Source organism: Niastella soli (assembly GCF_017742245.1).
Taxonomy (GTDB): Bacteria; Bacteroidota; Bacteroidia; order Chitinophagales; family Chitinophagaceae; genus Niastella; species Niastella soli.
The window spans coordinates 1,988,584-2,003,191 of sequence record NZ_JAGHKO010000001.1; the positions used below are offsets into that span (position 1 = coordinate 1,988,584).

At 44.6% G+C, this 14,608-nt stretch carries 11 protein-coding genes; 6 read left to right on the top strand and 5 right to left on the bottom strand.

Features of this window, described 5'->3' with window-relative positions; genetic code table 11:
- Positions 1-36 precede the first annotated feature (36 nt).
- The 3 genes from porL (at position 37) to porN (ending at position 3,491) form a co-directional block, all read left to right on the top strand.
- A complete protein-coding gene (gene porL, locus J7I42_RS08330; RefSeq protein WP_209138313.1) occupies positions 37-807 on the top strand; it encodes a type IX secretion system motor protein PorL/GldL in 771 nt (256 codons plus the stop codon).
- Positions 808-892: 85 nt separating this feature from the next.
- Positions 893-2,440, top strand: a complete 1,548-nt coding sequence (porM, locus tag J7I42_RS08335) for a type IX secretion system motor protein PorM/GldM (protein WP_209138314.1) — start codon at positions 893-895, stop codon at positions 2,438-2,440.
- Positions 2,441-2,465: 25 nt separating this feature from the next.
- Entirely contained in the window at positions 2,466-3,491 is a 1,026-nt protein-coding gene (porN, locus tag J7I42_RS08340; RefSeq protein WP_209138315.1) for a type IX secretion system ring subunit PorN/GldN, read from the top strand.
- A 398-nt stretch (positions 3,492-3,889) separates the two neighbouring features.
- On the opposite strand, the gene uvrC is transcribed toward porN, so the two are convergent.
- The 4 genes from uvrC to J7I42_RS08360 form a co-directional block, all read right to left on the bottom strand.
- Positions 3,890-5,710 carry an excinuclease ABC subunit UvrC gene (uvrC, locus tag J7I42_RS08345; protein ID WP_209138316.1) on the bottom strand — a complete coding sequence of 607 codons (1,821 nt, stop codon included), beginning with the start codon at positions 5,708-5,710 and terminating at the stop codon, positions 3,890-3,892.
- Between the two features lie 14 nt (positions 5,711-5,724).
- Positions 5,725-6,333, bottom strand: a complete 609-nt coding sequence (locus tag J7I42_RS08350; RefSeq protein ID WP_209138317.1) for a hypothetical protein — start codon at positions 6,331-6,333, stop codon at positions 5,725-5,727.
- A 611-nt stretch (positions 6,334-6,944) separates the two neighbouring features.
- On the bottom strand, positions 6,945-8,411 hold the full coding sequence (locus J7I42_RS08355) for an outer membrane beta-barrel protein (RefSeq protein WP_209138318.1): 1,467 nt from the start codon (positions 8,409-8,411) through the stop codon (positions 6,945-6,947).
- Between the two features lie 77 nt (positions 8,412-8,488).
- Positions 8,489-9,103 (bottom strand): RNA polymerase sigma factor, encoded by a 615-nt coding sequence (locus tag J7I42_RS08360; RefSeq protein ID WP_209138319.1) that lies wholly within the window; start codon positions 9,101-9,103, stop codon positions 8,489-8,491.
- Between the two features lie 346 nt (positions 9,104-9,449).
- On the opposite strand from J7I42_RS08360, the gene J7I42_RS08365 reads away from it, so the two are divergent.
- Positions 9,450-11,300, top strand: coding sequence for a cytochrome c oxidase subunit I (locus tag J7I42_RS08365; RefSeq protein ID WP_209138320.1), 1,851 nt, complete (start codon positions 9,450-9,452; stop codon positions 11,298-11,300).
- A gap of 124 nt (positions 11,301-11,424) precedes the next feature.
- Here J7I42_RS08365 and gpmI read toward each other — a convergent pair whose 3' ends face one another.
- Positions 11,425-12,948 carry a 2,3-bisphosphoglycerate-independent phosphoglycerate mutase gene (gpmI, locus tag J7I42_RS08370; RefSeq protein ID WP_209138321.1) on the bottom strand — a complete coding sequence of 508 codons (1,524 nt, stop codon included), beginning with the start codon at positions 12,946-12,948 and terminating at the stop codon, positions 11,425-11,427.
- A gap of 140 nt (positions 12,949-13,088) precedes the next feature.
- Here gpmI and J7I42_RS08375 point away from each other — a divergent pair, with 140 nt between their 5' ends.
- Together J7I42_RS08375 and nadC are read left to right on the top strand one after the other, a co-directional pair.
- Positions 13,089-13,478, top strand: coding sequence for a DUF4783 domain-containing protein (locus tag J7I42_RS08375; RefSeq protein ID WP_209138322.1), 390 nt, complete (start codon positions 13,089-13,091; stop codon positions 13,476-13,478).
- Between the two features lie 274 nt (positions 13,479-13,752).
- Positions 13,753-14,607: a carboxylating nicotinate-nucleotide diphosphorylase gene (gene nadC, locus J7I42_RS08380; RefSeq protein ID WP_209138323.1), complete on the top strand. Its 855-nt coding sequence runs from the start codon at positions 13,753-13,755 to the stop codon at positions 14,605-14,607.
- Position 14,608: the final 1 nt, after the last annotated feature.

Genomic DNA, 14,608 nt, shown 5'->3' on the forward strand with positions numbered 1-14,608 from the left:
TGAAAACCCGTTTTCTAAAAATTAAAATTTAAAGTTATGGCTGGAGTTTCTAAATCTACTGAAAGACTGGTAAACGTAATCGTATGTATGGGTGCTGCTGTCGTTATCTTCGGTGCCTGGCAAAAAATTACCCACCAGGCCCTCGCTGACTTTTTCTTAACTGCAGGTCTTATTACTGAAGCTGTGATCTTCGTAGTATATGCAATTTTACCGCCTCCCGGATCAGAAATGCATGCTATCGTTGAAGCATTACCAAAATTAGCCGGTGGCGCTGCTTCTTCAGGTAACCCTGCAATTGCTAAAATGGACGAAATGTTCCAGGAAGCTGACATTACTCCTGCTAACCTGGCCCGTTTGAGCGAAGGTTTCAAAAAATTAGGTTCAACTGTTACTAACATAGCTGATGTTTCTGATGTAGTTAAAACTACCAGTGACTATACAGCAAAAACTAAAGAAGTAACTATCGCGCTGGATAAAATGAAAGATGTTTATACAGGCGCTGCTGCTTCAGTTTCTAGTTTCAACAGTGCTGCTGATGGCACTAAACAGTTCCACGAGCAAGTTCAGGTTCTGACCAAAAACTTAGGTTCTCTGAATGCTATTTACGAACTGGAATTACAGGATACTAACAACCACCTGAAAGCTATGAACAGCTTCTACGGTAACCTGGTGCAAGCTTCACAAACTATGCAAGGTAGCGTAGATGATGCTAAAAAAGCTCACGAACAGATCTCTAAACTGGCAGGTAACCTGAGCCACCTGAATACCATTTATGGTAACATGCTCACTGCTATGCAAGGTCGTTAATCAGGGCACAGTCCATATCCTGTTACCCATGTAAATGCAATCAGATTAGTGTAACAAAATTGTTTAAACTAGAAAAACCTAAACCATGGCTTTACCTAAAGAGCCGAGGCAGAAGATGATCAACATGATGTACTTGGTGCTTACAGCCCTGCTGGCACTCAACGTATCATCTGAAATCCTCAATGCCTTCGTAACTGTAAATGGCAGTATCACCAAGTCAAATGACTTGATCACTGATAAAAACAAACTGACCTACGAGTCGTTTGCCGAAAAATTAAAAGACCCCACTACGCATGCTCAGGCAGAGGCGTGGGCGCCCAAAGCTGAAGAAGCTAAAAAATTGTCTGCAGACCTGTTTGCTTATATTGAAGCATTGAAAGCAGATCTGGAAAAGGCAGCTGGTACGCACGAGAATCACCAAACCGGCAAACAAGAGATCAATGCCGATAACCTCGACGCAGCAATCCGTATAATGGATAAGGAAGGAAAAGGTGCGGAATTGTATAAAAAACTGGGTGCATACAAAACACAGATGTTAGCCCTGGTAGATCCTTCTGAAAAGGCGCATTTTGAAAATGCACTGCCTATTGATCTGACAGTACCTGCTTCTAAATCTGGTAACAAGTACGGTAATGATATAAATGGCTGGATCCAAAGCTATTACCACATGACCCCTGCTATTGCGGCTTTAACCATATTGAGCAAGTTCCAGAACGATGTTAAGAACTCAGAAGCACAGGTAGTGGATTATTTACACTCAAAAATTGGTACTGTAAAGCTGATTTATAACAAATTCCAGGTTATTGCAACAGCAAATACAAATTATGCCATGCCTGGCGATCCAGTTGAGATCACTGCTGGTGTAGGTGCCTTCAGCGATGCGGCAAAACCAAAGATCACTATCAATGGTCAATCAATGCCTATCACTGCAGAAGGTACTGCACTTTTCAAAACCACTGCCAGCGGAACCGGCGATCACCCTGTTAATGTTGTGATCGAGTTCCAAAAGCCCGATGGTACTACTGAGCGTGTTAACAAAACCATCAAGTATACTGTAGGTGTACCTTCAGGTGCTTCTGTTTTCCTTGAGAAAATGAACGTACTGTACATCGGTGTTGACAACCCACTTACCGTTTCTGGTGGTAGTGTAGGTGCTGAAAAGACAAGAGTAACTTTTGCTGATGGTTCAATCACAAAAGGTGCTGGCGGCCATTATACGGCAAAACCCAGCAAACCTGGTATGTCTGAAATAGTAGTAAACGCAGATGGCAAGACCTTTAAATTCCCTATGCGTTTGAAATACCTGCCTCCGCCAGCTGCCTTCATTGGTGGTAAAAAAGGTGGTTCTATTGCATCTGCAGAATTAAAAGCAATTGGCGCTGTTATTGCTAAACTGGAAGAAAGCGACTTCGAAGCTCCTTACAAAGTATTAAGCTACAAAGTAGGTGCAGTAGGCGGTCCTATCCAGTTGTATCAGGAATTCCCTAACGATAATAACCGTTGGAGCGGTCAGGCTGCTGCCCTTATTTCTCGTTGCGGTCCTGGTACAAGAGTGTTCTTCGATCAAATTCAGGTTGTTGGACCTGATGGTCGTAAACGCGAGATTCCGGGTATGAACTTTACCCTTAAGTAATAAATTTTTTAAAAACAGGGAACAAATGAAGAACCGTATTATAAAATTGTGTTTGTTGCTGACTGTGATGGCTTTTACTGCCACTACAGTGGAAGCTCAGGCCAAAAAACCTGTCCGGAAAAAGGCTGTTCGCAGTGGTAAAAATGTTGCCAAAAGCAAGAACAAGCCTACACCAGCGATTGCTCCTCCTCCGGTTGATACTGTAAAACCAGCACCGGTTGAAGCTAAATTGGATATTCCGCCGATCAAAAAATCGCTGCGTAATGACAATGCCATCGAGCGTAACCTGGTAAAAGACCGGATTCCCTTAGCTTACGAACACATCCGGGAAGACGATGCCGTGTATATGCAACGGGTATGGCGTGAGATTGACGTGCACGAGAAAATGAACCTGCCTTTCGTATACAAAGCAGAAGGCGACCAGGGTAATGAGCGGTTCATCTACATCCTGTTAAACGCTATTAAAAACGATAGCATTACAGCGTTCTCCCCAATGGACGATCGGTTTACTACTCCTTTACCTTTCAGTGAAATCGTAAATGGATTGGTTGGAAAGCCAATTACTATACAGGTTCCTGATCTGGCAAAAGATCCTGATGGTTCTAAAGGTCTGATGCGTGATACTACTATCGTAAATGAATTCAATCCTGATAAGGTAGAAAGATTCTGGATCAAGGAAGACTGGGTATTCGATAAAGAATCTTCGCGTATGCAGGTGCGTATCCTCGGGATCGCCCCGCTGAAGACCATTACCAACGACGATGGCTCTTTCCGCGATGTAACCCCCATCTTCTGGGTTTACTACCCCGATCTGAGACCTACCTTTGCTAAACACGAGGTGTACAATGGTAAAAACTTTGGCGCCCGTATGAGTTGGGAAGAGTTGTTTGAGAGCCGCATGTTCGCAAGCCGCATCATCAAATCAACTGTTAACAACCCCAATGATGAGTTCATCAAATCGTATATTAAAGATCCCATCCTCGCGCTGTTAGAAGGTGACGACATGAAGGAGCGGATATTTAACTACGAGCAGGACCTCTGGTCATACTAGAAAGTTGAACATCACTATAACTAAAAAGGGTATCGTATAATTACGATACCCTTTTTAGTTTATTACATTAAGCCATTGTAAGACACGCGGAAAATATGGTCGCTGTATAAACATTATATCAAGATTTTTTTTAAAAATACCCACTTTTAGGTATTGTTTTGTGCCGCCTATTCACTATTTTTACAATGGTTTTTCATAGGATATTGGATTTTAAAAACGGGGCTGGATGTCTATCCGGGCCCCTTTTTCTTTTTAAGAGGTTCTGGATATAAAAAAGAAGGATCCCGATAGATTGGGACCCTGCATATAATAAGATCGCGAAATAGGAGGTAAGAGGTAAGACTTTTTCGCGAGCTTCGTATTTCCTACTTCCTACTTCCTATTTCATACTTCATACTTCATACTTCGTCTCTCTGAGGTTTATCAAAATAGTTCTTTATCAAAGTAGCCTTAGCGGTACCAACCGCACCACTTAATTCCTCCAGGCTTAATTCCTTCACCCGTTTAACCGATTTGAACTCTTTCAGTAATTGCTCGGCCGTGTTCTTCCCAATGCCCTTTATTTGCTCCAGTTCGTTCTTAAATGTGCCCTGGCTACGTTTCTTACGGTGAAAAGTAATGCCGAACCGGTGCACCTCATCGCGTATGGAGCGGATCAGTTTTAAACTATCGCTGTTGTAAGGCAGTTTAACCGATTCCTTATCGCCCGGGAAAAAGATCTCTTCTTCATTCTTTGCCAGTCCCACCACGGTCATTTTACCTTGCAGGCCTAATTCGTTAATCCCTTCCAGCGCGGCACCTAATTGTCCCTTACCGCCATCAATGATCACCAGTTGCGGAAAAGGCTGCTCTTCCAGCTGTAATCGTTTATACCGGCGGGTAACAGCTTCCTTCATAGTGGCAAAGTCGTTGATACCCTGCACCGTTTTTACATTGAAGTGCCGGTAATCTGATTTACTGGGCACCCCATCTTTAAAACAAACCATGGCCGATACGGGATAGCTGCCCTGGAAGTTGGAGTTATCGAAACACTCAATATGCAGGGGAATGGCCGGTAATTGCAGATCGTGTTGTATTTGCTCCAGCACGCGGTGTTTGGTGCTGGCATCCTGGCCATCGAGTTTCAGCATTTTCCGTTGCCTGATCTCTTCCTTGAAATAGTTCACATTCAGAGCGGCCATATCGAGCAGCTTCTTTTTATCACCGGCTTTGGGCACCGTAAGTACTATTTCCGGTTCATCATATTCAATCTCAAATGGCACAATGATCTCGGGGCTCTGGCTGTTGAACGTTGAACGCAACTGTGCAATGGCAAACGATAATATTTCTTCTATAGGTTCATCGAGGTGGGTTTCCCATTGGGAGGTATGGGTTTGCACAATGGTGCCGTTCTGCATCATCAGGTAGGTAACATAGGCAATATCCCCATCGCGTAAAATGGAAAATACATCTGCATTGCCCAAATGCCTGCTCACGATCACCGAACGGGCATCATACTCTTCCAGGTGTTCAATCTTTTTATGCAGGACCTGGGCTTTTTCAAAGGCCAGATTCTCGGCGGCTTCCCGCATTTCTTTTTTGAAATGATTGATCACAGGTCCAAGGTTACCCTTAAGGATATTTCGTAACTGCTGAAGTCCTTCCCCATAATCTTCCTCGGTTTGCAGGCTTTCGCAGGGGCCTTTACAATTGCCCAGGTGGTACTCCAGGCAAACCTTGAACTTTCCCTTTTTAATGTTAGCGGGGGTGAGGTTTAATTTACAGGTTCGTAACTGGATGTTGGTCTTTACAAAATCGAGTAGCTCACGCACTTTGGCAACCGAGGTAAAGGGACCCAGATATTCTGAGCCATCATTTATTTTACGACGGGTAAGAAAAACGCGTGGGAAATTCTCTTTTTTAATAACAATGTAGGGATAGGTCTTGTCATCTTTCAGGTTGATGTTAAAACGCGGCTGAAACTGTTTTATCAGCGAATTCTCCAGCAGGAAGGCATCTTGCTCACTGGGCACAATGGTGAACTCTATACGCCTTATACGCTGAACCAGCTCATGCGTTTTGTAAGAGGTGAACGTCTTGGTAAAATAAGAGCTCACCCGCTTACGAAGGTTCTTTGCCTTACCCACATAAAGCAAAGTATCTGCGGAATCGTAATATTTGTAAATACCGGGGTCAACCGGTAAAGTAGGGGCTATTTGTTGAAATTCGGGTGCTGTCATGATTGTTTGGTTCCTTAATCGGCAAAAAGCTGGGGGTCCCAGATCACCTTTTCCATAGAAGTAACAGCCGGCCCGTTCTTTGGTTGACGAACGGTAACCACATAAAAATACTCCTGCAGCTTCCAGGTGAGTTTTTGTTCAATAGTAGTATCACCACTCTTGAAGGACCGTTCCATGTAAATACGGTTCACCTGGTCGGTTTGCAGGCTTGGCTGCAGGTATACCATTACACTGTACAATGAGCCAGCGGGTTCTTTTGCCGTATAAATGAAATTCAGCATTTGAGTGGTTTCATCCATCAGCGAATGTTCTTTAAAATGCTCATGGAAGCTGGTGGAATCCAGTTCGGGCATCAGGAACTGGCTGGCCAGTTTATGAAACTCCGCAGGCTGTATGTAGGCGGAATCTTTTTTACCATTTATATTCCCTTTTTTTAAAATGCCGCCGGCAAAGGAATCTACCCTGTTAATATCACCTTTAATAAAATCTGCTATAGGTAAATAGGTGCTGGCATTCAGTGAGTCCTGGGTCGATTGCGCATCACCTGCAGGTTGTTGGGGTTTGTGTTTACAGGCCACGGCCAGTAATATCAGGGCCGGAATTAATAAGTTTATCCGCTTCATCGGGTAAAATTATTGAATTCCGCTTATGCTGCCGAAGGGTCTTTTGAAAAGGTTGGTTGATCTGAGGGGGAGGTTGGTCTGTTGACCAGTTGATCAGTTGACGAGGAGTAAGTTGACCGGGTTGATAGGGGTGACAGAGCCTGCCCCGCCTTGCGGGGGTGATAAGGGGAGGCAGTGGGCAGTAGGGAAATACAAGTCGGCAAACGGCAAACGGCAGACGGCAAACGGCAAACGGCAAACGGCAGACGGCAAACGGCAGACGGCAGACGGCAGACGGCAGTCGGCAGTCGGCAATGGAATACAATAGGATGCTCCACGCTGCGCGTGTCGCGTTCAGTAGGAAGTAGGAAGACAATTTGGGCGCCGCAAGAAAATTATTAATCTCGACAGTCGGAACGTATTCCTGAGCGCAGCGAAGGGGGATTGCATCGAACGCAGTGAGATGCTCTGGTATCATTTCACCTTACACCTTTCACGTTTCATGATTTCGCGAGGCAAAAATTGCCGATTCAGGATTGCCGATTCAGGATTGCCGATTCAGGATTGCCGATTCAGGATTGCCGATTCAGGATTGCCGACGATTGCCGATTCATCACTCGCCACTCACTCTCTTAGTGAAATGTTTTGGTTACCCCAATCTTGATTCCATAATTAAACAGATTCTCGCGGATAGGGTATTTTTTGATATAACTGGAGAATAGCTGATACCGTAATTGCGGGCCCACCTGCCATTTCAAATCGCCGGTTTTATAAGAAAGGAATGCCTCGGTACTTGTATTCACATTCCACTTTCTAACCAGCGATGGTTCGGTCGCGTATTTGTAATCGGCGGTAAGCAGGTAGCTGTTCCGGTTCAGTAAATAGGTAGGTTGAATGCTTCCACCAATGCCCACATGGATCTTGTCATTACCCAGCAGATTTATTTCCAAACCTACCGGTACAGACAACTGAAAATACTGGTTGTGTAAGTTTTCAGCAGCATCGCCGCCAAAGTTGCGGTAACGGGTATAGGTGGTCAATTCACCGGTTGCTATACCAACGTTTGAATTGAGGGCAATAGTGGCCGGTTCTGAATTGGATGAACTATATGCCTGTATATCGTATCGGGTATAGTTGAACAGTAAACCTGTTTTCAGTGTAAAGGTCTTGTTGAATGTGTACAGGATGTTTGACCCTACTTCAAAGCCCAGGGCTGGTTTATGGTTCACCAGCTTTTCAGGATCACCTTCTATGATGGGTGCCAGTGGCAGGGTCTTAACATCTGATGGGTAGTTACTTCCTCTCCAGGTGCGATAGTTCATGGTAGGCGCAAACGTTAACTGCCAGCCCATCCTTTTTTGTTTTGGTACCGGTAATTCATAAACTGCGTTACCGGCAAGCCAGCCCAGGCGCTTGCTGTCTTCTTCGGCATTCTGGGTGTTTTCACCCAGTTTTGATCCGTCGATGGCTGTTGGATTGATCAAAGAAACCGCGGCGGGCACCTGATACGTTTGATTGTTAGCATCCGTTATTGGGGCACCGCTTTCTATATGTTCAGATTGCCAGAACTTTTTAACTGGTCTGGAATCCAGGTCATAAACAGGGGTTTCATGGTTAAATGCCTGCAAAGTATTTCCTGGAATATTTACATTATTGGTAACGGCCGGTTCCAGTGTTGGTTCGTTCATATTGATCACTATACCGGAATTGCCTTCGTTGTTATCAGGATTGAGTATAAATGTGCCGCGGGTGGTAGTGCTGCTCGCCCTGTTGGTGGTTTGTTTTGGATTACCAAAGGGAACTATTACTGCAGGTTCGTTATTGTTTGATTCAGTAGTTGCTTCGGTTGATTTGGAAATGTTGGCAGGGTTGTTTTCACTGATAGCTTTACTGCTGGTTGATGGAGTGATGAATTCAATGAATGTGTAATAACCAACAGCACCCAGAAAGAGAATCAAACTAAACCAATACCACTTTCTGTTTGGGTGTAATGAACGGTGAATGCCTTTCCACACCTTATCAGAAGGATACATCTTATATTGGTCAGCCTTTTCTTTCAGCAGTTCTTCAATATCCTCTTTATAAAAACCTCGCTCCATATCAATTAGTGTTTGTACGGTATGTTTTTCATAGGGTCAAGCGTATATCGGTAGTAATTTGAAAGTAAATCACAACGTTATCTTCCTGCTGCTACTCCTAACCAATTGCTTTTTTCTTTGGGCCGCATGATGATCTTCTTTTTTACGAGAATGTCCTCAAGCATTTGTTTGGCCCTGGTATATTGCGAACGGCTGGTACTTTCCTCGATATCCAGCATGTCAGCAATTTCTTTGTGCGAGTAACCTTCAATGGCATATAGGTTAAGAACCGTACGGTAACCTATGGGTAATAAACGGATGCATTCTACTACCTGTTTAGCCTGAACTATTGAAGGCACTGATTCTTCGCGCACCTGAATGCTGGTAGCATGAATAATGTCGACGCTTTCGTTGAACTTCTTGTTTTTTTTGAGATGGTTGATACAGGTATGAACTATGATTCGCCGTATCCAACCCTCAAATGCTCCTTTGTTCTGAAAGGTGTGTATCTGTGAAAACACTTTGATAAATCCTTCCTGTAACATGTCTTCAGCATCTTCCCGGTGGTGGGCGAACCTGTAACACACTGACAGCATTTTGGGACTATACCTATTGTACAACTCCCGCTGGGCAGTAGTGTCGTTACGTAAACAGCCTTGTAAAATGGCGTCGTCGGTCATATGAACCGTTTGGTTGCCCTGTAATTTAGACAATTTTTTGATGTAATAGCTGCGCTATTCATAAAATATTAGACCGGCCGGGCGCCAATTTTAATGTGGCAAAACCTTCCCTTTTGAAGCCATCGATGACACTTAATCAAGTGTTTGATATGAAATTCATCTGATTATACATATAGCATAAGATTGAAAGTAGAAAGTTGTAGGATGAAGGCTTGTCCGCCGACGCCGAAGCTTTAGCGAAGGAGCGGCGAAGGCGGGCGTAAGTTTTGCTGCATTTTAGAATATCTGTTTAACCCTGCCTGTTGTTTACCCCAACGCCAAGAAACCGAACCTGCCAATCGAGCAATAAATTCTACAAGACATTCTTAAAACACATGCTATGGCCAATTTAGAGGAAGTAACTCCGTCCGGCGCCCCATCAATTACAATACACGATGAGGGGCATGGAGAACATGCGCATCAAAACTTCTGGAGCCATTATGTTTTTAGCCAGGACCACAAAATGATTGCCCGTCAGTTCCTGATCACGGGTATGATCTGGGCTATTATTGGAGCTGGCTTTTCTGTGCTGTTCAGGATCCAATTGGGATATCCGGGCGAAAAGTTTCCCATCCTGGAAGACCTGCTGGGCCGTTGGGGACAAGGTGGACAAATAAGCCATGAGTTTTATTATTCCCTGGTTACCATGCATGGGACCATCATGATCTTTTTTGTGCTAACTGCCGGGTTAAGCGGCACCTTTGCTAATTTTCTGATCCCCCTGCAATGTGGCGCCCGTGATATGGCCTCGCCCATGCTGAACATGCTTTCCTACTGGTTCTTTTTAGCAGCCAGCATTGTCATGTTCTCTTCCCTGTTTTTGGAAAGCGGTCCGGCCAGCGGGGGATGGACGGCCTATCCACCACTAAGCGCACTGGGTGATGCCATGCCAGGTTCACGAGCGGGCGTTGATTACTGGCTAATTTCATTGGCCTTGTTTGTGGTAAGCACTTTGCTGGGGGGCATTAATTACATTTCTACCATCTTAAACCTGCGTACCAAAGGCATGACCATGACCAGGTTGCCTTTAACCATATGGGCGCTGTTCTTTACTGCCTGTTTGGGATTATTATCATTTCCGGTATTGCTGTCAGGTTTTATTCTGTTATTGTTCGACCGCCACGCAGGTACCAGCTTTTACCTCACTGATATTTATATGAGCAGCATTGGCAAAGCCCTGCCGAATGAAGGTGGAAGCGCCATTCTGTATCAACACTTGTTCTGGTTTCTCGGACACCCGGAAGTATATATCGTGATATTACCTGCTATGGGAATTGCCTCAGAAGTGATCAGCATCAATTCCCGCAAACCCATTTTTGGATATACGGCCATGGTAGGGTCATTGTTTGCTATTGCCATTTTATCGTTCCTGGTATGGGCGCACCATATGTTTGTTACGGGCATGAATCCTTTTTTGGGTTCAGTGTTCGTACTATTGACATTGCTGATAGCCATACCCTCAGCCATCAAAGTATTTAACTGGCTAACCACCTTGTGGCGGGGTAATATTCGTTTTACCCCGGGTATGTTATTCGCGATAGGGTTTGTAAGCGTGTTTATTTCAGGAGGGCTTACCGGCATCTGGCTGGGTAATTCAACCATCGATATGCACGTGCACGATACCTATTTTATCATCGCGCATTTTCACCTGGTAATGGGCGTGGCAGCTATGTTTGGCATGTTTGCCGGCATTTATCACTGGTTCCCAAAAATGTATGGCCGGTACATGAACTCCTCTATGGCATATATTCATTTTTGGGTAACTATGGCAGGGGCTTATTGCATCTTCTGGCCCATGCACTACGAAGGATTGGCGGGTATGCCGCGTCGTTATCTGGATTATTCCGGCTGGTCATCGTTCAATCAGTTTGAAGATCTGAACAGGTTTATTTCGGTAGCCACCATCATTGTTTTTGCGGTGCAGCTGTTGTTTGTATTCAACTTCTTTTATTCCATTTTCAAGGGAAGAACGGTTACTACGATGAACCCCTGGCAGGCTACTACCCTTGAGTGGACCACACCAATACATGCGCCACATGGCAATTGGGACGGCGAAATACCAGAAGTGCATCGCTGGGCGTATGATTATGATAAGGATGACAGACCGTTTATTTCACAAACAGAACCAGTTAGGGCAGGGGAGCGGCAGTTTGTTGAAGGAGAGAGATTTGAGGTAGGGGGAAGAAGGTGAGTTGAAAAGTTAATAGGTTGGCATGTTGATAAGGGAAACCTAAAAAGTTACAGGGTTGACGGTTTAACACCACCAACCCTGTTTTTTTATTTCGTAGGCATTGCCTTTATCAACTTGTCAACTATTACACCAGCACATCACCAGTCATTTCCTGTGGAACCGGCAAGTGCATCATAGTAAGAATAGTAGGGGCGATATCACCCAGTTTGCCTGGTTTAATAGTGCCTTTAAAGTTCTTGTCAATAATGAATAAGGGCACCAGGTTCATTGTATGGGCTGTATTGGGAGTACCATCCTGATTGATCAGGTAATCGGCATTACCATGATCGGCAGTTAAAAACACGGTGTAGCCATGTTCCAGCGCGGCGGTCACCACACGTTCAACACAATGATCAACGGTTTCTACGGCTTTAATTGCCGCAGAGAAAACACCCGTATGGCCCACCATGTCGGCATTGGCAAAGTTCAGACAGATAAAATCAGCCGATTCTTTTTCAATTTCCGGAACTATAGCGTCTGTTAATTCATTAGCGCTCATTTCGGGTTTCAGATCGTAGGTAGCTACTTTTGGTGAAGGGATCATGATACGGCGTTCCCCTTCAAAAGGTTGTTCACGACCACCGCTGAAAAAGAAAGATACGTGCGGGTATTTTTCTGTTTCGGCTATACGGATCTGTTTCTTGCCATTGTTGGCCAGTATTTCGCCCAGGGTATTATTGAGGTTATCGTTCTCAAATACCACGTTCACGTTTTTGAAAGTTTTATCATATTCCGTCATGGTGGTATAATTCAGCGACAGTTTCTTCATGCCAAAATCAGGCATGTCGGTTTGTGAAAGCACTTCGGTGATCTCACGGCAACGGTCGGTGCGGAAATTAAAACAGATAACTGCATCACCATCCTGAATAGTTGCCAAAGGTTTTTGGTCGGCACCAAGAATAACAGTTGGCTTAATAAATTCATCGGTTACATTGGCTGCATAGGATTGTTCTATAGCAACGAGGGGATCGGTTGCTTTTTCGCCAATACCATTTACCAGGGCGTCGTAAGCCAATTTTACCCGTTCCCAGCGTTTGTCGCGGTCCATAGCATAATACCGGCCGCTTACAGAAGCTATTTTACCGGTTGTTTCGTTCATATGGTGCTGTAGGTCAGTAACAAAACCCAATCCGCTTTTAGGGTCAGTATCGCGGCCATCAGTGAACGCATGTACAAATACATCACTTACACCTTCCTGTTTACATAAAGTAATGATGGCTTTTAAGTGGTTGGTATGCGAATGCACCCCGCCATCGCTCACCAAACCTATGAGGTGTAAAGGTTTTTTATTTTCTTTGCTATAGCGGATAGCTTTTAACAAATGTTCATTTTTAAAGAAGGAACCATCACGAACCGCCACGTTGATGCGTTGTAATTCCTGATACACAATCCGGCCGGCGCCCAGGTTCAGGTGCCCTACCTCACTGTTCCCCATTTGTCCATCGGGTAACCCAACTAATTCGCCACAGGTTGTTAAAGTGGTATTAGGATATTTTGAATACAACGAGCTTACAAAGGGAGTTTTAGCATTTTGAATGGCATCTGAAGATTTAACCTTTCCGAGGCCCCAACCGTCCATTATGACTAATATAGCTTTATTATTTTGCATATAACTAGGTGATTATGTTTGGCTTGTTATTGAGAAATGCAAAGGTAAGGCAATGCGACGGTAGTAGTAATTTTTGGCGGCATTCTTACTTTGGCATATTTTTAGCGAATTTAGCGGTGAAAAGTAAAATTTGTTCATTTATGAAAAAGTATCTGGGATTTGCGATCGTAGCCATCTCGCTGGTCCTGGTGTCATTTACCCCCCTTTATTCTATTGACGACGTAGTAGCTGCCATGAAAACTGGTAATGCCAATCAGCTATCGAAGTATTTTGATACCCGGATTGACCTATCCTTACCAGGCAAAAGCGACAATTACAGCAAAAGCCAGGCTGAAATGATCTTAAAAGACTTTTTTGCCAACAATACTGTAAAAAACTTCGTAGTAAAACATAAAGGAGAGCAAAATGGCTCCCAGTTCTGCATCGGATTACTGCAAACCAAAAACGGTAACTTTCGCACGAAATTCTTTATGAAGCAAAAGGGCGACCAGCAAGTTGTTCAGGAGCTTGGGTTTGAAGTAACGGAATAATCAACCCCTCAACTGCTCACTTAAGCCCCTCCTTCGCTAAAGCTTCGGAGGGCAAGGCAAGGCTTCGGTGAGCGAAGCGCTCAGGGCGGGTTCGCTCAGGCCTATAGGCAATGATCGCCCGGATGAACCCCGTCAGAATGAATGCTGTCGGGCTGGCGTTCGGACGGGGACAATTGTCAAATTAGTTCCGTGTTAACAGCCTATTAGCAATCGGACATTCCGCCCTTCCCGATCCCCTGCCCATTGCTTGTTGCTTATTGATTATCTTTGGTCTATGCTCACATTCAATGAACAGCTTCATCAATTAATTGAAGCGGCCCTGAACGAAGATATCGGCGATGGAGATCACTCCACCTTATCGGCTATACCTGCCGATGCAAAAGGCAAAGCGGTGTTAAAGATAAAACAGGCCGGTACCATTGCCGGTATGCAAGTGGCAGAAGCTATTTTCAGGTATAAAGAACCTTCCGCCCGGTTTATTGCCTTTAAAAAAGACGGCGATGCCATGACGGCAGGCGAAAATGCTTTTGAAGTAATTGCCAACGTACATACCATTCTACAATGCGAGCGATTGGTACTGAACTGCATGCAGCGCATGAGCGGTATTGCCACTCTCACCCGACAATATACTGACCGGTTAAAAGGATACGCCACTAAATTGCTGGATACCCGCAAAACCACGCCTGGTTTTCGACTGCTCGAAAAAGAGGCCGTTCGTATTGGTGGCGGGCACAATCACCGCATGGGTTTGTATGATATGATCATGCTAAAGGATAACCATATAGACTATAGCGGTGGTTTGGAAATGGCCATCGACAGGGCCTGGCATTATGTGCAGCAGGTAAAACCCGGTTTAAAGATTGAAGTGGAAACCCGCAGCCTCGATGATGTAAAGCGGGTTGTAGCCTTTGGCAAAATTGACCGCATTATGTTGGATAACTTTACACCCGATCAGCTTTCCCAGGCATTGAAAATAATAAATGGGAAGTACGAAACGGAAGCCAGCGGTGGAATAACTCTGGAAAACATCACTGATTTTGCACGGACCGGCGTTGATTATGTAAGTGTAGGTGCCCTTATTCATCAGGCAGCAAGTCTTGACCTCAGTTTAAAAGCCGTGATTGTTTAAA

Bases quoted from the DNA above. Each gene is read 5' to 3' on its own strand.
- porL (WP_209138313.1), top strand. From the start codon at position 37: ATGGCTGGAGTTTCTAAATCTACTGAAAGACTGGTAAACGTAATCGTA.
- porM (WP_209138314.1), top strand. From the start codon at position 893: ATGGCTTTACCTAAAGAGCCGAGGCAGAAGATGATCAACATGATGTAC.
- porN (WP_209138315.1), top strand. From the start codon at position 2,466: ATGAAGAACCGTATTATAAAATTGTGTTTGTTGCTGACTGTGATGGCT.
- uvrC (WP_209138316.1), bottom strand. From the start codon at position 5,710: ATGACAGCACCCGAATTTCAACAAATAGCCCCTACTTTACCGGTTGAC.
- J7I42_RS08350 (WP_209138317.1), bottom strand. From the start codon at position 6,333: ATGAAGCGGATAAACTTATTAATTCCGGCCCTGATATTACTGGCCGTG.
- J7I42_RS08355 (WP_209138318.1), bottom strand. From the start codon at position 8,411: ATGGAGCGAGGTTTTTATAAAGAGGATATTGAAGAACTGCTGAAAGAA.
- J7I42_RS08365 (WP_209138320.1), top strand. From the start codon at position 9,450: ATGGCCAATTTAGAGGAAGTAACTCCGTCCGGCGCCCCATCAATTACA.
- gpmI (WP_209138321.1), bottom strand. From the start codon at position 12,948: ATGCAAAATAATAAAGCTATATTAGTCATAATGGACGGTTGGGGCCTC.
- J7I42_RS08375 (WP_209138322.1), top strand. From the start codon at position 13,089: ATGAAAAAGTATCTGGGATTTGCGATCGTAGCCATCTCGCTGGTCCTG.
- nadC (WP_209138323.1), top strand. From the start codon at position 13,753: ATGCTCACATTCAATGAACAGCTTCATCAATTAATTGAAGCGGCCCTG.